Annotated in this window: 17 protein-coding genes; 10 read left to right on the plus strand and 7 right to left on the minus strand. The window is 71.1% G+C overall.

Translation table 11 applies throughout. The features are described 5' to 3' along the window. The first annotated feature begins 2 nt into the window (after positions 1–2). Both QRX60_RS24190 and QRX60_RS24195 read left to right on the plus strand, forming a co-directional pair. On the plus strand, positions 3–920 hold the full coding sequence (locus QRX60_RS24190) for an SMP-30/gluconolactonase/LRE family protein (protein ID WP_286003057.1): 918 nt from the start codon (positions 3–5) through the stop codon (positions 918–920). Further along, entirely contained in the window at positions 920–1,303 is a 384-nt protein-coding gene (locus tag QRX60_RS24195) for a VOC family protein (RefSeq protein ID WP_286003058.1), read from the plus strand. The genes QRX60_RS24190 and QRX60_RS24195 overlap by 1 nt, the downstream gene beginning before the upstream one ends. A gap of 447 nt (positions 1,304–1,750) precedes the next feature. Here QRX60_RS24195 and QRX60_RS24200 read toward each other — a convergent pair whose 3' ends face one another. From QRX60_RS24200 to QRX60_RS24215, 4 genes are read right to left on the minus strand one after another with little or no spacing between them, the layout of a single operon-like run. Continuing rightward, the gene (locus tag QRX60_RS24200) at positions 1,751–2,578 is read right to left on the minus strand and encodes an enoyl-CoA hydratase family protein (RefSeq protein ID WP_286003059.1); all 828 of its coding nucleotides are present in this window, start codon (positions 2,576–2,578) and stop codon (positions 1,751–1,753) included. Next, positions 2,575–3,267, minus strand: a complete 693-nt coding sequence (locus QRX60_RS24205; protein WP_286003060.1) for an SDR family NAD(P)-dependent oxidoreductase — start codon at positions 3,265–3,267, stop codon at positions 2,575–2,577. Before QRX60_RS24205 ends, QRX60_RS24200 begins: the two co-directional genes overlap by 4 nt. Further along, on the minus strand, positions 3,264–4,781 hold the full coding sequence (locus tag QRX60_RS24210; RefSeq protein ID WP_286003061.1) for a benzoate-CoA ligase family protein: 1,518 nt from the start codon (positions 4,779–4,781) through the stop codon (positions 3,264–3,266). The genes QRX60_RS24205 and QRX60_RS24210 overlap by 4 nt, the downstream gene beginning before the upstream one ends. Beyond that, complete coding sequence (locus tag QRX60_RS24215; protein ID WP_286003062.1) at positions 4,774–5,526, minus strand: creatininase family protein; 753 nt, start codon at positions 5,524–5,526, stop codon at positions 4,774–4,776. The genes QRX60_RS24210 and QRX60_RS24215 overlap by 8 nt, the downstream gene beginning before the upstream one ends. Positions 5,527–5,573: 47 nt before the next feature. Here QRX60_RS24215 and QRX60_RS24220 point away from each other — a divergent pair, with 47 nt between their 5' ends. The 5 genes from QRX60_RS24220 to QRX60_RS24240 all read left to right on the plus strand — a co-directional run bounded on the left by QRX60_RS24220 (position 5,574) and on the right by QRX60_RS24240 (position 10,420). Next, complete coding sequence (locus QRX60_RS24220) at positions 5,574–6,389, plus strand: PaaX family transcriptional regulator (protein WP_286003063.1); 816 nt, start codon at positions 5,574–5,576, stop codon at positions 6,387–6,389. Further along, positions 6,386–7,180, plus strand: a complete 795-nt coding sequence (locus QRX60_RS24225; RefSeq protein ID WP_286003064.1) for a tryptophan 2,3-dioxygenase — start codon at positions 6,386–6,388, stop codon at positions 7,178–7,180. Before QRX60_RS24220 ends, QRX60_RS24225 begins: the two co-directional genes overlap by 4 nt. After that, positions 7,177–8,370: a kynureninase gene (locus QRX60_RS24230; protein ID WP_286003065.1), complete on the plus strand. Its 1,194-nt coding sequence runs from the start codon at positions 7,177–7,179 to the stop codon at positions 8,368–8,370. Before QRX60_RS24225 ends, QRX60_RS24230 begins: the two co-directional genes overlap by 4 nt. Before the next feature lie 170 nt (positions 8,371–8,540). Next, positions 8,541–9,614: a Glu/Leu/Phe/Val dehydrogenase dimerization domain-containing protein gene (locus tag QRX60_RS24235; protein WP_286003066.1), complete on the plus strand. Its 1,074-nt coding sequence runs from the start codon at positions 8,541–8,543 to the stop codon at positions 9,612–9,614. Further along, positions 9,611–10,420: a serine hydrolase gene (locus QRX60_RS24240; protein ID WP_286003067.1), complete on the plus strand. Its 810-nt coding sequence runs from the start codon at positions 9,611–9,613 to the stop codon at positions 10,418–10,420. The genes QRX60_RS24235 and QRX60_RS24240 overlap by 4 nt, the downstream gene beginning before the upstream one ends. A 43-nt stretch (positions 10,421–10,463) precedes the next feature. On the opposite strand, the gene QRX60_RS24245 is transcribed toward QRX60_RS24240, so the two are convergent. Then, complete coding sequence (locus QRX60_RS24245) at positions 10,464–11,411, minus strand: LysR substrate-binding domain-containing protein (RefSeq protein WP_286003068.1); 948 nt, start codon at positions 11,409–11,411, stop codon at positions 10,464–10,466. A gap of 83 nt (positions 11,412–11,494) precedes the next feature. Here QRX60_RS24245 and QRX60_RS24250 point away from each other — a divergent pair, with 83 nt between their 5' ends. After that, entirely contained in the window at positions 11,495–12,448 is a 954-nt protein-coding gene (locus tag QRX60_RS24250; RefSeq protein ID WP_286003069.1) for an MBL fold metallo-hydrolase, read from the plus strand. A gap of 323 nt (positions 12,449–12,771) precedes the next feature. On the opposite strand, the gene QRX60_RS24255 is transcribed toward QRX60_RS24250, so the two are convergent. Both QRX60_RS24255 and QRX60_RS24260 read right to left on the minus strand, forming a co-directional pair. After that, a complete protein-coding gene (locus QRX60_RS24255; RefSeq protein WP_004559232.1) occupies positions 12,772–12,957 on the minus strand; it encodes a DUF5302 domain-containing protein in 186 nt (61 codons plus the stop codon). Between the two features lie 82 nt (positions 12,958–13,039). After that, positions 13,040–13,996: a winged helix-turn-helix transcriptional regulator gene (locus QRX60_RS24260; RefSeq protein ID WP_286003070.1), complete on the minus strand. Its 957-nt coding sequence runs from the start codon at positions 13,994–13,996 to the stop codon at positions 13,040–13,042. Positions 13,997–14,136: 140 nt separating this feature from the next. On the opposite strand from QRX60_RS24260, the gene QRX60_RS24265 reads away from it, so the two are divergent. Both QRX60_RS24265 and QRX60_RS24270 read left to right on the plus strand, forming a co-directional pair. Beyond that, positions 14,137–15,612, plus strand: coding sequence for a carotenoid oxygenase family protein (locus QRX60_RS24265; protein ID WP_286003071.1), 1,476 nt, complete (start codon positions 14,137–14,139; stop codon positions 15,610–15,612). 74 nt (positions 15,613–15,686) lie between these two features. After that, on the plus strand, positions 15,687–17,306 hold the full coding sequence (locus tag QRX60_RS24270; RefSeq protein ID WP_286003072.1) for a class I adenylate-forming enzyme family protein: 1,620 nt from the start codon (positions 15,687–15,689) through the stop codon (positions 17,304–17,306). Positions 17,307–17,308: the final 2 nt, after the last annotated feature.

Consider the following 17,308-nt stretch of genomic DNA (forward strand, 5'->3'; position numbering starts at 1 on the left):
CGATGCGGTTCGGCGAGGTCACGGTCATCCCGGTGAACGGGCACGGCCCGGAGGACGTCGTGGTCGACGGCGAGGGCCGGATCTACGCCGGCGTCGACGACGGCCGGATCCTGCGGCTGTCCCCGGACGGCCGGCGCATCGACGTCATCGCCGACACGGGCGGGCGGCCGCTGGGGCTGGAGCTGTACGGCGAGGACGAGCTGCTGATCTGCGACGCGCGGGCCGGGCTGCTGGTGGTCCCGCTGGCCGGCGGTTCTCCTTCTGTTTTGGCGACTTCCGCGTTGGGGCTGGACTTCGTGTTCTGCAACAACGCGGCGGTGGCGTCCGACGGGACGATCTACTTCACGGACTCGTCCCGCCGCTTCGGCATCGACAACTGGCGCGACGACCTGATCGAGCAGACCGGCGGCGGCAGGCTCTTGCGACGCTCGCCGGACGGCACGATCGACCTGCTCCTCGACGGCTTGCAGTTCGCGAACGGCGTGGCACTGGCCCCGGACGAGTCGTTCGTGGCGGTGGCGGAGACGGGCGCGTTCAGCGTGTCCCGCGTCCGGCTTTCGGACGGTCACCGGGACGTGCTGGTCGAGGACCTGTGGGGCTTCCCGGACAACATTTCGACGGGCTCGGACGGGCTGATCTGGATCACGCAGGCGTCCCCGCGAGTGGCGGCGCTGGACGTGGTGCGCCGCCTGCCGGCGTTCCTGCGAGCCGGCGTCCGGGCGCTCCCGACGTCGCTGCAGCCTCGGCCAGGACGCGAGGTGGGAGTCCTGGGCGTCACGGCGGACGGCAAGGTGGAGCACGAGCTGCGGGGCGAAATCCCGGGCTGGCACATGCTGGTGGGCGTGCGGGAGTGGCAGGGGAAGCTGTACTTCGGTTCGCTGGAGGAAGACGCGATCGCGGTGACGGCTACCCTCGGCTGATGCGGAACGACTTCCGGTTCGAATCGCGGCTCCCCACCCAGGACCTCGAGCGCGCCCGGCGCTGGTACAGCGAGAAGCTGGGCCTCGAGCCCGTCGAGGAGCGCGAAGGTGGACTCCGCTACGAAGGGGCGTCGGGAGTCTTCTGCCTGTACGCGTCGACGGGCGCGTCCGACGGGTCCTTCACCCAGGCCGGGTTCTACGTCGACGACCTGGACACGACCGTCTCGGCCCTGCGCGAGCGCGGGGTGGTCTTCGAGGACTACGGGGACGGCGGCATCGTGGAGATCCGAGGCAACTACCCGAGCAAGGGCAGCGGTGAGCGCGCGGCGTGGTTCCGCGACAGCGAAGGCAACCTGATCGGCCTCGCCCAGGTCGTTCCCTGAGACGAGTGCGCTCTCGGTGAGGTACTGGGCGTTCAGCCGCAATGACCGTAGCGGAGCACGCCGGCAGACTCACCGAGGTCGTCACTCACCCAAGGGGGGACCTTCTCCTGAAGCGACTCATCCACACCTGACTCGTCCTGGCTGTGGCGGCGGGTTTCCCGCCGGCCGCCGCCGCAGCCGCTTCCGCGGCGGAATCGGGACCTGCCTCGGCGGCCGCCTGCGCGGGGAAGGGGACGCGGTTCACCACCGGCAGCAGTCTCCAGCTCCACCTGGTCGGCCTGAGCCACCACCCCGCCGTCCACCTTTGGGACGTCGACGAAGGGTTCCGGCACATCGTGAACCGGGAGACCTTCGCCACCCGGGTACCGCTTCGACCCGGCGAAGATCGTTCGGCGTCCCAAGGCACCATCGACAGCGTCCGGGGTCCCGACTGGACCTGATCGTGCGTCAGCGGCCGGTCCAGCGGGGCTCGCGGCCCGCTGTCCAGGCTGCGTAGAACTCCTTGTGGTCCTTCGCCGTCATCAGCAGCGCCTGCGTCATCGCTTCCAGCTCGATCGCGCTGCCCAGGTCCATGTCCAGCTCTCGGGTCAGCAGCACCTTCGTCGTCGCGTACGCCAAGGCCGGGCCGTCCGCGAGCCGGCGCGCCAAGGCCGTGGCCGTGGCGGGAAGATCCGCGTCCGGCACCACCTGCGTGGCCAACCCGATCTCCGAAGCCCGTGCCGCGGACACCTTGTCGCCCAGGATCAGCAGTTCCGTCGCGCGGCCCAGACCCACCAGCCGCGGCAGCAGATACGCCGACCCCATGTCGGCCCCCGCCAAGCCCACCTTCGTGAACAGGAACGCGAACTTCGCCGACTCCGCCAGCAGCCGGAAGTCACTGGCCAGGGCGATCACCGAACCCGCGCCCGCCGCCACGCCGTTGACCGCCGCGATCACCGGCAGCGGGCACTCGCGCAGTGCTTTCACCACCGCGCCCGTCATGCGCGTGAACTCCAGCAACTCCGCCGTCTCGAACTTCTGCAGCTCGCCGATGATCTCCTCGACATCGCCGCCGGAGCAGAACCCACGGCCCTGCCCGGTGATCACCAGTACCCGCACGTCCTCGTGCTGCGGCAGCTCGACGACGAGGTCCCGCAGGTCGGCGTAGACGTCGAACGTCAGCGCGTTCAGCTTCTCCGGCCGGGTGAACGTCACCGTGGCGACGCCGTCGTCCACCGAGAACTCGAAGTGTTCCCACTCCTTCGTCAGCGGTGCGGTCGCGCGGAACGGGCTCATGACTGGATTCCTCCGCCGTCGAGTACGAGGGTCTGGCCGTTGATCGCGGCGGCTTCGGGCGCCGCCAAGAAGGCGACGGCGAACGCCACCTCCGAAGGTTCGAGCAGCCTGCCGAGCGGAGACGCCGCCGCCAGCGCGGATTCCGCGTCGTCCACGGAACGTCCGGTGCGCTCCTGGATCCGCGCCACCGAAGTCGCCGTCATGTCCGTGCGGACGAACGCCGGGCAGACCGCGTTCGCCGTGACGCCGGTGCCGGCCAGCTCCGCCGCGACCGCCCGCATCAGCCCGGCCGCCGCGTGCTTCGACGCCGTGTACCCGGCCGTGTAGCGGTAGCCGACGTGCGCCGCCGTCGACGCCACCGTGACGATCCGGCCGCGGTCCCGCGAGCGCATCCCCGGCAGCACCGCTCGGGTGCACAGGAACGCGCCGGTCGCGTTCACCTCGATCTGCGCCCGCCAGTCGTCGAGCGAAGTCTTCGAAAGCGGCGCGCTCGACGAAATCCCGGCGTTGTTCACCAGCACGTCCACCGGTCCCGCCGCCGCGAAGTACGCCGTGACGGCGTCCTCGTCGGTGACGTCGCACTCGGCGTGCCCCGGCGCGAGCACGGTGTCTCCGGCGGAACGAAACCGCTCGGCGATCGCGGCCCCGATCCCGCGGGTACCGCCGGTGACCACGACCAGGCGGCTCACGACCGGCCCGCCAGCGCGCGCCGGTCGAGCTTTCCGTTGGCGGTCCGGGGAAGTTCCGTAATGAACACCACTTCGCGGGGGTACTTGTGCTTGGCCAGCTGGGCTTTCGCGTGGTCCTTCAGCTCGTCCGCGGTCACCGACGCACCAGCCCGCAGCACGACGTACGCGCGCGGCACGACCAGGCCGTCGACCTCCTGGCCGACCACCGCGCAGTCGACCACCGAAGGGTGCCCGAGCAGGCAGTCCTCGATCTCGCCGGGCGCGACGAACACCCCGCCGACCTTGAGCAGCGCGTCGGCGCGGCCGTGGTGGCGGAAGAGACCGTCGGACCGGCTGAACAGGTCGCCGGACGTCAGCGTGTCGCCGTCGAACGTCCGCGCCGACTTCTCGGCGTCGCCGAAGTACTCCAGCGCGATCGTCGGCCCGGTGACCCGCAGCGGCCCGATTTCCCCGTCGGGCAACGGGTTTCCGAGCTCGTCGACGACCTGCGCCGTGTAGCCGGGGACCTCGGTGCCGAGCGTGCCGACCCGCGCGGCACCCGGGCGGTTCGACAGGTAGATGTGGTACGCCTCGGAAGAGCCGATCCCGTCCACCACCGGCACCCCGAAGGCCGCGTCCCACTTGCGGTGCAGCTCCGGCGGCAGCGCCTCGCCGGCGGACGTCGTCATGCGCAGGCAGCCGAGATCCTGCGCCCCCGCGTCCGGGTGCGCGACCATCGCGCTCATCATCGTCGGCACGTTCACCAGCACCGTCGGGCGGTACCGCGCGATCAGCTCGAACATCAGGTCCGCCGTGCTGCGTTCGGGGAACGCGATCCCGGCCGCGCCGACGCCGAACGGGAACAACGCCACGAGGTCGCGCGCGTAGCCGAAGAACAGCTTGGGCACGGCGAGCACCCGGTCGTCCTCCCGCAGCCCGAGCACCTGGACGGCGTACCGCTCGAAGCTCTCGATCGGGCTGCGCAGGGTGTGCACGCACGCCTTGGGCGCGCCGGTGCTGCCGGTGGTGAACTTCCAGATCCCGACGTCGTCGCGGGTCGTCGCCGCGGCTTCGAGCGAGTCCGGTGCGGCGTCGACGAGTGTCCGGAAGGGACGCTCGCCCGGCAGCAGCTCGCTCTCCGGAACTCCGGTGACCAGGAGCCCGGTGGCACCTGCCGTGCGCAGCGCGGGCAGCGTGACGGCATCGGCGACCACCGCGACGGCCCCGGTGTAGCCGAGGTAGTACGCGTAGTCCTTGGGCTGCAGGAACGGGTAGACCTCGGCGGTGACCGCGCCGATCTTCTGCGCGCCGTACCAGGTCGCGACGAACTCGTCGCCGTCGCTCAGCGCCAGCAGCACGCGCTGTCCTCTTCGGACACCGGCGTCGAGCAGCACGTTGCCGACGCGGTTGGCCAGCCGTGCCAGCTCCTCGTAGCTCACCGAGCGATCGCCGACGAACAGGGCGGTCCGATCGCCCCGCCCCGCAGCCACGTGCCGGTCGAGGAAGTACGTGGCGAGGTTGAACGGCTCACTCACGGGCCAGCTCCCGGATCGCTTCCACCAGCAGGTCGGTCAGGGTCGAGAACGTCTCGGTGCCCTCTTCCGCGGTCGCCTCGGCCGGCGAACCGCAGTACGCCTCGGTCATCCCCAGCTCGCGGAAACCACCGTCGGCGGGCGCCGAAGCCAAGCTCACCGGCACGTGCGGCAGCTCGCGCATGACCACCTGGTCGACCAGCTCGGGCCGGTCGGCGAGCACGAGCGACGTCTCGTAGCGGCCCGCGTGGCACTCGCCGGAGCGGAACTCCTCGGTCAGCCGCTGCGCGTGCCGCCGCCGGACCAGGTCGAGCAGCGCGACGCGGCCGTCGTAGGCGAAGTTCAGCGTCTCCACCGCGCGCCGCAGCGTGACCAGGTGCGCGGGCTCGAAGTGGTTGTTGACCAGCAGGATCCGGCTCAGGCGCTGGCCGATCAACGCCGCCCCGATGTCGACGAGCAGCGAGTGCAGCGTCTCCTCGCCGATGTGCACGCCACCGGCGAACCCGGCCGCGAACCGCGTCACGCCGTAGGGCACCTCGGGCAGGACCAGGACGTGCACTTCGGAATCGGCCGCCAGCCGCTCGGCCGCGCGCTCGCACATCCCGCGGGAGATCAGCGGGTCGGTGCCCAGCGGCGCGTGCGGCCCGTGCGGCTCGATCGCGCCCAGCGGGAGCAGCAGGACCGGCGTGCGTGAGCCGTCCGCCAAGGCCGCGACCTGCCGCGAGCTGAGGTCCGCGAAGTACGTCACGCAAATCAAGCTACACCGCAGCGGCCTGAGGTGTATAGAGTTGCATCATGCCCGGAGACGCCTTCGACGCCAGCCCCCAGGAGCTGGTCGTGACGTTGCTGGGCAGCTACGTGCACCCGCGCGAGACGCGCCGGGTGTGGTCGGGCGGGCTGGTCGCGGCGCTCGCCGAGCTGGGCTTCTCCGACGGCGCGGCCCGGATCGCGCTCACCCGCGTGGTGCGCCGCGGCCTGCTGCAGCGCCACCGCGAAGGCCGCACCGTGCACTACTCGCTGACGCGCCGCACCATCGCGCTGCTCGCCGACGGCGACCACCGCATCTTCTCCCTCGGCCGCCGTGAGCGCGCCGCCGGCGAGTGGACCGTGCTCTGGCAGAGCATCCCGGAGAGCCGCCGCCAGGCCCGGGAACGGCTGGTGCGGCGGCTGCGGTTCCTCGGGTTCGGGCCGTACCAGGACGGCACCTGGGTCGCCCCGCACGACCGCGAGGCCGAGGTCGTCGCCCTGCTCGGCGAGCTGGACGTCGCCGAGCACGCCGGGCTGCTGCTCGGCCGGCCGTCGGCCGCGCTGGACGTCCGCCGCTTCGCCGGCCGGGCCTGGGACCTCGACGACCTCGCCGCGCGCTACACCGCGTTCGTCGAGCAGTTCGGCGGTCACGCCGGCGAGGAGCTGCCCGACAGGACCGCGTTCGACGTCCGCACGCGGCTGGTGCACACGTTCCGCGCGTTCCCTTCGCTCGACCCCGAACTGCCCGCCGACCTGGTGCCCGCACCGGATCACCGGGCGGCGGCGGTCGAGTTGTTCCACGATCTGTACACCGCGCTGGCTCCGGCCGCTCAGCGCCATTTCGACGAGGTGACCCACGGATGACCGAAACCAGCCAAGCGACGCAGGAAGCCTTGAGCTACACCTCGTACCTCGCCCTGGACGAGGTGCTGGAAGCCCAGCGCCCGCGTTCGGACGAGCACGACGAGCTGCTGTTCATCGTGATCCACCAGGTGTACGAACTGTGGTTCAAGCAGATCCTGCACGAGGCCGAGTTCCTCCAGCGCAACCTCGAAAAGGGGAACACCGCGCACTCGATCCGGATCCTGCGCCGGATCCTGACCATCCTCAAGGTCGCCGTCGCGCAGATCGACGTGCTGGAAACCATGACGCCCAGCCAGTTCACGAGTTTCCGCACCCGTTTGGACGCTTCGAGCGGCTTCCAGTCGGCCCAGTTCCGGGAGCTGGAGGCCGTGCTCGGACGGCGTGACGAGCGCGTGTTCGCGCACTACCCCGAAGGCGGCGAGCAGCGGAAACGCATTGCCGAAGCGATGGCGCGACCGTCGTTGTTCGACTCTTTTCTCGCGTACCTCAAGGTTTCTGGCTACGCGGTCGAGTGTGACCGAGACGTCACTCGACCGGTGGAGCCCTCTTCTGCCCTGCAGGCGATATTGCTGGACGTGTACAGCGACGACGGCGGACCGTCGGTCGTCGCGGAGTGTCTGGTCGATCTCGACGAAGGGATGCAGGAGTGGCGCTACCGGCACGTGAAGATGGTCGAACGCACCATCGGCGACAAGACCGGGACGGGAGGATCATCCGGCGCGACCTACCTGCGTACCACGCTCTTCCAGCCGATGTTCCCGGATCTCTGGGCCGTACGGAGCCGACTGTGACCACTTTGGACGACCTGCGCGGTGACCACAACGCGCTCGCCCCGCACTACTCCCGGTTCGGGGTGGCCGAACGCCTGCTCCTGTCCGGGCACTCCCACCAGGCGTGGCCCGACGTCGCGGAGGAGGGCCTGCGGGAGTCCTTCGCGGACGCCGCCCGCGACGTCGACGAGAAGTGGGAGCGCGCTTTCGCGAAGGCCGACGAGCTGCGCGCGGGGTTCCGCCTGCTGCTCGGCGACCCGCACGGCGAGTACGCGCTCGGCGCGAGCACGCACGACCTGGTGCTGCGCTTCCTGTCGGCGATGGAGCTGCCGCGAAGACCGCGCCTGGTCACCACCGACGGCGAGTTCCACACCCTGCGCCGCCAGCTCGCCCGCCTCGAGGAAGAGGGCGTCGAGGTCGTCCGGGTGCCCCTGGACCCGGTGCCGACGCTCGCCGAGCGCGTCGCAGCCGAGGTCGACGACAACACCGCCGCGGTGCTCGTCTCGGCCGTGCTGTTCGAGACGTCCCGGCTGGTCCCCGGGCTCGCGCACCTGGCCGACTCGTGCCGCGCCCGGTCGATCGAGCTCGTCGTCGACGCCTACCACGCGCTCGGCGTCGTGCCGTTCGCGCTGCACGACCTCGGGCTCACCAACGCCTGGGTGCTCGGCGGCGGCTACAAGTACCTGCAGCTCGGCGAGGGCAACTGCTTCCTGCGGCTGCCCGCGCACGCCCAGGAGCTGCGGCCGGTGATCACCGGCTGGTACGCCGAGTTCGGCGCCCTCGCCGACGAGCGCCACCCCGGCAAGGTCGCCTACGCCACCGGCGGCGACCGGTTCGCCGGCGCCACCTACGACCCGGCCAGCCACTACCGCGGCGCCCGGGTCCAGCGGTTCTTCGCCGAGCAGGGCCTCACGCCGGAGTTCCTGCGCGAGGTTTCGCAGCACCAGGTGGGCCTGCTCGCGTCGGTGTTCGACCAGTTGACGCTGCCTGCTGACGTCGTCACGCGTGATCGCTCGGTGCCCTTGGACCGGCTCGGCGGGTTCCTCTCGCTGCGCTGCGCCGACGCCGGCGGCCTGCAGGCGGCCCTGGCCGCCCAGGGCGTCCGCACCGACAGCCGGGGGCCGTACCTGCGCTTCGGCCCGGCGCCCTACCTCTCCGACACCCAGCTCGAGACGGCGATGACCGCCCTCGGCAAGGTGGTCCGCGGCTGATCTCCGGGTTACCGGTCCGTATCCCGGGACCTGCACTGGTCCGGTGATCGGAAGGGATCTAGGTTGGTGCCGGGAACGCACTCGGGTGGACGACCTCCGCCCTGCGTCCTGCCACCCTTGAAGCGCGTCCCGGCCACGAACCGGGCGCGGGAGACAAAGGAGTCACCACCGTGACCGAAGGAGTGTTCGCCCGGAACTCCGGGCACGAACAGGTCGTGTACTGCCACGACCAGGCCAGTGGCCTGAAGGCCATCATCGGCATCTACTCCACCGCGCTCGGACCCGCCCTGGGCGGGACGCGCTTCCACCCCTACGCCACCGAAGCGGACGCGCTCGACGACGTGCTCGCGCTGTCCAAGGGCATGGCGTACAAGAACGCGCTGGCCGGGCTCGACCTCGGCGGCGGCAAGGCCGTCATCATCGGCGACCCGAAGACGCTCAAGTCCGAAGCGCTGCTGCGCGCGTACGGGCGCTTCGTGCAGTCCCTGGGCGGCCGCTACATCACGGCGTGCGACGTGGGCACGTACGTGCAGGACATGGACGTCGTGGCGCGCGAGTGCCAGTACGTCACCGGCCGCTCGCCCGAGGACGGCGGGGCCGGCGACTCGTCCGTGCTCACCGCGTTCGGCGTCTTCCAGGGCATGCGGGCCTCGGCCGAGCACGTGTGGGGCAGCCCGGACCTGGCCGGCAAGCGGGTCGGCGTCGCCGGCGTCGGCAAGGTCGGGCACATCCTCGTCGGGCACCTCGTGGACGCCGGCGCGCAGGTGACGATCACCGACGTCTACGCGCCCGCGATCGAGCGGACCCGCTCGATCTACCCGGACGTCCAGGTCGCGTCCGATGTGGACACTCTGCTGCGCACCGAGCTGGACGTCTTCGCACCCTGTGCCCTGGGTGGCGTCCTGAACGACGAGACCGTGCCGGTGCTCGGCGCCCGGATCGTCTGCGGTGCGGCGAACAACCAGCTCGCGCACGCCGGGATCGACAAGCAGCTCGCCGACCGCGGTGTCCTGTACGCGCCGGACTACCTGGTCAACGCCGGTGGCGTCATCCAGGTGGACGACGAGCGCCACGGCTTCACCTTCGAGCGCGCCAAGCGCAAGACGACGGCCATCTACGACACGACGAAGGCCGTGTTCGCGCTGGCCGACACCGAGGGCGTGCCCCCGGCGACGGCGGCCGACCGGCTCGCCGAGCGCCGGATGGCGGAGGTCGGGCGGTTGCGGTCCATCATGACCGTGTGAGTCCTTCTCCTGAAGAGATTTTCGAAGCGGCGGGCGTGCGGGGTTTCCTGCACGCCCGCCGTCTCGGTACGGCGGAGTCGGTGGGGGTGGACGCCGACACGCTGGTCGTCATGGCGTCCGTGGTGAAGGTGCCGCTGGTCCTGGAGTTCGCCCGCCAGGTGGCGGCCGGCCAGCTCGACCCGGCGGACCGGGTCCGCGCGACGGCGGCGGACCGCCTGGGCGGCAGCGGCACGGCGGGTTTCGCCGACGACGCCGAGTACAGCCTGCGCGACGCGGCGCTGCTGGCGTTGTCGGTTTCGGACAACACGGCCGCGGACCTGCTGTTCGACCGGGTGGGCGTGGAGAACGTGCGGTCGCTGCTGGCGGAGCTGGGGCTGTCGCGGACTTCGATCATCGGCGCGCCACGGGATCTGTTGCGCACGATCATCGACGACACCTCCGCGGGACTTCCCTTGCGGGCCTTGGATCCCGCGCGGACATCCGCCACCACGCCGCGTGAGATGACCTCCTTGCTGTCGGCGATCTGGCGTGACCCCGGGCCGGGTGCGCAGGTCCGCGAGTGGATGTCGGCGCAGGTCAGCTGGCACCGGCTGACCGCGGGGTTCCCGCCGGAGGTGGCCGTGGCGGCCAAGACCGGGACCATGCCGGGGATCCGCAACGAGATCGGGATCGCGACGTACCCGGACGGGAGCGCGTACGCGGTGGCGGTGTTCACGGTGGGGGGAGCGGAGACGTTGCGGCGCCCGGACATCGACCGCGCGATCGGCGACGCGGCCCGGGCGGCGGTGGAGGCCCTGCGGTCGTGAGTGGTCAGGGCGGTTAGAACCGCCCTGAACACTCACGAGGTCTTCAGGCGCGGTCGTAGAACACGTCCCACGGCCGCGCGCCGCCCGGGTCCGGTGGCACGATCCGCGAGACCCCGTCGTCGCGCAGCACGTCCGCGGCGATCTCCGCCAGCGTCGCCGCCTGCGGGTGTGGGCTCGACGACGGCCACGCGAACGCCATCCGCGCCCGCAGCACCTCGCCCGCCAGCGGGCGCCAGACCACCCGCGGTTCCTTGCGGGCCGCCGGCTCGAACGCCACCCCGTGCCCGGCCAGCACCAGGCCCAGCGCGAACTCCGGGTTGCGCGCGTGCCGGACGGCCGCCGGGCGGAAGCCGTGCTCCCAGCACGTGCGCAGCAGGGCGTCGTAACTCCCCGGCGCGGCCGCGCGCGGCGCGTGCACCAACCCTTCGCCCGCCAAGTCGGCGAGCGCCAGCTCCGAACGGCGCGCCAGCGGCGAGTCGCGGGGGAGGACCACACCCAGCGGCGTGTCGATGGCGGGCCCGAGGTCGAGCCCGACGACGTCGACCGGCAGCTGCAGCAGCCCCGCGTCGAGCTCGCGGTCGGCCAGCAGCCGGGTCTGCTCGGCGGTGGTCAGCTCCTGCAGGTCGAGCCGGACGGTGGGGCACTCGTCGGCGAACTTCGTCAGGATCGCGGCGAGGACCGAGCCGGGCAGCTCCGGCGGCACGCCCGCGCGCAGGGCGTCCAGCTCGCCGCGTTCGGCCTTGGCGACCAGCGCCGTCATCCGGTCCCAGCGGCTCAGCAGGTCGCGAGCCTCGGCGCGCAGCACTTCGCCGGCTTCGGTGAGCGTGACGCGCCGGCCGCGGTCGAACAGCTTCGCGCCCAGCTCGGCTTCGAGCCGCTTCACGCGCTGGCTCAACGGCGGCTGCGCGATGCCGAGCCGGTCGGCGGCGTGGCCGAAGTGCAGTTCCTCGGCGACGACCAGGAAGTACCGCAGCGAACGGAGGTGGTCCACGCTGAGACGATACCCGTCCGCATATCGATATGCCGATGTCTCGATCTTGGACAGCGCCGCCGCGCCCGTGGTCTGGTGCCGTCATGAACACTGGACTCAGCAGACGGGGGCTGTTCGGCGCGGGCGCGGCGGCGGCCACGATCCTCGCCGGGGTTTCGGCGGCTTCGGCGGCTCCCGCGGCGAAGAGCACGTCTCGGATGACACTGCGGTGGTGGGGAAACAACGGCTGGGAGATCCGCGTGCCGGGCTCGGCCGGGACGAAGACGATCCTCGTCGATCCGTGGCTGACGCGGTTCAAGACGGGGACGTACACGCCGGCGGGCGCGGACCCGAAGACGCCGCTGTCGGTGAACAAGGCGCTGATCGACGGCTACCTGGACCAGGGTTTCCTGCGCGCGGATCACATCCTGGTGACCCACGGCCACTACGACCACCTGACGGACGTCCCCTACCTGGCGAAACGCACCGGCGCGACGGTCCTCGGCACTGAGACCCATTTGAGTCTCATGGCGGCGCTGGGCGCGCCCGAAGACCAGCTGGCCGTCGCGAGCGGCGGCGAGGACCTGACCTTTGACGGTTACTCGATCCGCGTTCTCAGGTCCCTGCATTCGGCGACGGGAGAGCGGGCCCGGGTGCCGTTCCCGGGGTCGCGGCCGTTGTCCCGCCGGGATCGTCCCCGCGTGATCGAGGACCTGGTCGAGGGCGGCACGCTGGCTTACCAGGTGACCGGCGGTGGCGCGAGCGTCCTGGACTTCGGCGGCTCGAACTACGTCGAGTCCGAGCTGGCGGGGTTGCACCCGGACGTGGTGTGCGTGCCGGTGGGCGGAGCGAAGGTGACGCAGTACGTGCCGCGGCTGCTGCGCACGCTGGGCAACCCGCGTTACGTGGCGGCGACGCACTGGGACGACTTCGATCTGCCCCTGGGCCAGGCTCACGACCCGAACGGCGGCTTGGAGGCGCTGCGCAAGGCGGTGGCGGCGGCGAGCCCGGCCAGCGAGTTCGTGGTGCTGGACCACCTGGGCGAGCTCACGCCCTGACCCGGCGGGTCGCGACCAGCGGCACCGGTCCGGACGCGGTGAACGACTCGTTCATGTCGTCAGACGAGGTGAATGAGTCATTCATGACGTTCGAGCCGCAGCCGGGCGCGCCACCCCGACTTGGCCGGCCCGCGTTCCGCGACGGCCGAGCGTGCCCGACAACGGGCCCTGCCGGGCCCTGGTGTCCGACGCGGTGAACGAGTCGTGCACGACCAGCGCGGGCCCGTCGCCACCCGGGCCGTGAAGGTGCCCCTCACGACACTCCTGACACGTCGAAGGCCCCCACCGCGAGCGGTGGGGGCCTTCGACGTGTCCGCGGGGGCTCAGCCGCTCTTGCGGCGGAAAGTCCTCTTGTTGGCCGCCGGGCCGTGGGCGTGCTGGTTCTTGCCGCCGCCGTTCTCGTGGGACGCTCCCGAGCGGGCGTGGGCCTGCTTGCGCTCCAGGGCCTCCCGGAACTTGCGCTTGACGTCGTCCTCCTCGCCGCTGGGCGACGGATTCGGTTCACTCATGCTTACCTCCGGAACTGACGACGTGTGACCGCTCCAGCCTGGCATCAGACAAACCGCTTGGCGAGTCGATTACGTCACCCCGTCAGCGTTTGGGGGACGGTACCCCGCCGAACTGCACCGACGTGCGGGTCAGCGGGCGGCCGCAGTGGTCGCACAGCAGTATCGGGCGCAGCCGGTTGCCGCATTCGACGTGGTGGAGCGTGATGTCCGGCTCCTGGCCGACCACCTCGAAGCCGCGCGACCACTCCGCGATGAACGCCAGCGCCGGGAAGAACGCCAGCCCCTTCGCCGTCATCCGGTAGTCGCGGGCGTCGGTGCGGGTCTTCGCCGTGCCGGTGCGCAGCACGCCGACCTCGACCAGCTTGCTCAGCCGGGCCGACAGCACGCTCGGCCCGATGCCCAGTTCGCGCTCGAACTCCGAGAAGTGCCGGCAGCCGAGCAGGGCCGACACCAGCAGGCCCGTCGACCAGCGGTCGCCCAGCAGCTCCATCGTGTCGGGGAAGAACATCAGCGGGTCGCCGGCCAGGGACTCGGCGTCCTTGCGCCGGAAGCGCTTGGACGCCGTCGCGGCGGCGACGCCGGTGCTGTCGAGCCGCTCGGCGCGGACGTCGCGCGCGTCGACCCGGCGGCCGCAGGCGCCGCAGCCCAGTGGCGCTGATGTAGCCAGCTCACAGTCGAGGTGGATCAGCGTCGGCAGCACCTCGCGGCGGCCTTCGACCCACTCGCGCTCCCAGGCCCAGATCGAGATCAGCAGCGGCCACAGCTCCAGGCCGCGTTCGGTGAGCCGGTACTCGTGCCGCGTGCGGCGCGCGTCGCGGTACGGCACGCGCGTGAGCATGCCCGCGTCCACCATGTCCCGCAGGCGCCCGGACAACGCCGTCGGCGAGATGCCCAGCCGCAGGCGCAGCTCCTCGTAGCGCCGGAAGCGCAGGAACAGGCTCTGCAGGATGAGCAGCGTCCACTGGTCACCGACCAGTTCCAGCGCCCTGCGGAGCGGATCCCCCGCGGGCCGGATGCGGTGTGCGGTCGCCTCGGTCACCGTTCGTTCCCCCTTGTTGCTTCGCGGCCTCAGCGTACACCTGACTACAGCAAAAGAAGCCTATTGACACCTGGGTACACAAATCATAGTCTCTTCTCCATCAGCCAGCGCGGTGAGCCCGACAGTCAGGGAGCAGCCCGATGACCAGCACCTCCGAACAGCCGCTGATGGTGGCCAGGGCGGCGGACGCGGCCGCGGAGCCCAACCCCTACCTGCTGGGCGTCTACGCCCCGGTCGGCACCGAGATCGACGCCGAAGACCTGCAGGTCATCGGCGAGATCCCGAAGGACCTCAACGGCGTCTACCTGCGCAACGGCCCCAACCCGCGGTTCGCCCCGGAAGGCCGCTACCACTGGTTCGACGGCGACGGCATGATCCACGCCGTCCACCTGGAGAACGGCAAGGCGCGCTACCGCAACCGCTGGGTCCGCACGAAGGCCTTCGAGGCCGAGTCCGAAGCCGGCAAGGGCCTCTGGACCGGCGTCATGGAGAACCCGGCGGGCAACCCGTTCGGCAACACGCACGGCCTGGGGCTCAAGGACAACGCCAACACCGACGTCGTCTTCCACCGCGGCCGGATCCTCGCGACCTGGTACCTGTGCGGCTCGCCGTACGCGGTCGACCCGCTCTCGCTGGAGACGCTGGGCGCCGAGGACTTCCTCGGCACGCTGGTCGGCGACATGATGGCCCACCCCAAGGTGGACGAGGCCACCGGCGAGCTGTTCTGGTTCGACTACGGCCCACGGCCGCCGTACCTGCGCTACGGCGTGATCAGCGCGGACGGCCAGGTCGTCAAGACCACCGAGATCGAGCTGCCGGGCCCGCGCCTGCCGCACGACATGGCCATCACCGAGCACCACGCGGTGCTGATGGACCTGCCGCTGGTCCAGGACGTCCACGCGGCGAAACAGGGTCGCCACAAGCTGCACTTCGACCGCTCGATGCCGAGCCGCTTCGGCGTACTGCCACGCTACGGAGACGGTAGCCAGATCAAGTGGTTCGAAGCGAGCCCGTGCTACATCTACCACGTCGTCAACGCCTGGGAGCAGGGTGACGAGGTCGTCCTCGACGTCTGCCGCGTGCAGAAGCCGGCCCCGCGGGCCGACGCGCACACGCCGCTCGCGAAGATGCTCTCCTACCTGCGGCTCGACGCCCAGCTGCACCGCTACCGCTTCAACCTGCGGACCGGCGCGTGCCACGAGGCGCCGCTCGACGACGACAACACCGAGTTCCCGACCGTCGACTCCCGGGGCGTCGGCGCGCGGAACCGGTACTCCTACGCGGTGCACATCTCGCCCGAGTCGACGCTGAAGTTCGACGGGCTCGTGCGCTACGACAATCTTGCCGGCTCCAAGACCGAATACCGGTTCGGTCCCGGCCGGTGGGGCAGTGAGGCGCCCTTCGCACCCCGCGATGGCGCATCCGTCGACTCGGCGGACGGTTATCTGGTGACGTTCGTGCAGGACGAGCGTGAGGGACGCTCGGAACTGGACATCTTCGACGCCGCCGATCTCGCTGCCGGACCCGTGGCCAGGGTCCTGCTTCCCCAGCGTGTCCCGCTCGGTTTTCACGCGACCTGGGTCCGGGCGGACCAGCTGGAAAACCTCCGTTCATGAAATGCCATCGAGAGGGTCGCGCCCGGGACTTCCGGACGCGGGGATGGTGGAGTGCGGAGACGATCGACCGGCTCGTGAAGGAGCGGGTAGGTGCCGACCCGGAGGGTCTCGCGCTGGTCGATCCACCGAACACCACCGCACTGGTCGGACGCGACCCGGTGCGGTGGACCTGGAACCGGCTCGACGAACGCGTCGACGTCCTGGCCGCGTTCCTGCTCGCCAGAGGGGTGCGAGCAGGCGACGTCGTGGCCGTGCAGCTGCCGAACTGCTCGGCCCTGGTGCAGGCGTTCCTCGCGATCGTGCGGATCGGTGCCGTGGTCACCCCGTTCCCGGTGTCCTACCGGGAACACGAGATGGGTCCGATGTGCCGGCGCACCGGGGCCGTCGCGGTGGTGACCGCATCCAGATACGGCGAGCACGAGCTCGCCGGGGCGGCCCTTGGGCTCATCGGCGCTGCGGCGCCGTCGGTCCGGTTCGTCGTCGCCCGGGGGGACGACGAACCGGCCGGCGCCCTGGCCTGGCCCGACGCACCACTGTCCGAAGGGGACAAGTCCACTCTGGACTCGTATCTCGGCGGGCTCCAACCCGACGTGAACGACTGCGTGACGATCTGCTGGACGTCCGGCACCGAGGCCGAGCCGAAGGCGGTCCCGCGCTGCCACGGCGACTGGCTCGCGACGGCCGCGGGCTGCGTCCAGGCCGCGGGGATCACCCGGGACGACGTCCTGCTGTCCCCGTTCCCCATGACGAACATGGCCGGCATCGGCGGGATGTTCCTGCCGTGGCTGCTGACCGGTGCGGTGTTCGTCCCGCACCACCCGTTCGACCTGCCGGTGTTCCTGGGGCAGCTCGCGGCCGGACGCGTGACGTACACGCTCGCGCCCCCGGCGTTGCTGACCATGCTGCTGCACAACGAAAAGATCCTGTCCGGAGTGGACATCTCGGCGCTGCGCAAGATCGGGTCGGGTTCGGCGCCGCTCTCGCCGTGGCTCGTGCGCACCTGGGCCGAGCGGTACGGCATCGACATCATCAACTTCTTCGGCTCCAACGAAGGCACCGCCCTGCTGTCCGGTCCCGTGGACATCCCGGACCCGGACCAGCGCGCGAGCTACTTCCCGAACTACGCCTCGGACGTCACGTGGTCGACGCCGGTCGCGGGCTGGACGTCGGTGCGGCTGCGCGACCCGGTCACCGGCGAGCACGTGACCGAACCCGGGCGCCCCGGCGAGCTGCGCATCGCCGGGCCGACGGTGTTCGCCGGGTACCTCACCGAAACGGGCGAGCCGCTGGACACCTCGTCGTTCGACGAGGACGGGCACTTCCGCACCGGCGACGTCTTCGAGATCGCCGGCGGGCGCGGGGAGTTCCTCCGGTATGTCGACCGGATGAAGGACCTGGTCATCCGCGGCGGCATGAACATCTCGGCCGCCGAGGTCGAGGGCCTGCTGGCCGGGCACCCGGACGTCGCCGACGTCGGGGTCGTCGGCGTGCCCGACACCGTCATGGGGGAGCGGGTGTGCGCGGTCGTCGTGCCGGGTGCGCGGAAACCCTCGCTCGACGAGCTGGTCGCGTACCTGCGCGAGAAGAAGGTGGCGGCGTTCAAGCTGCCGGAACGGCTCGAGTACGCCGACGCCTTGCCCCGCAACCCGGTGGGGAAGATCCTGAAGCGGCAGCTGCGGGAAAGTCTGGAGTGAGG

Origin of the sequence: Amycolatopsis mongoliensis (assembly GCF_030285665.1) — a bacterium.
GTDB lineage: Bacteria > Actinomycetota > Actinomycetes > Mycobacteriales > Pseudonocardiaceae > Amycolatopsis > Amycolatopsis mongoliensis.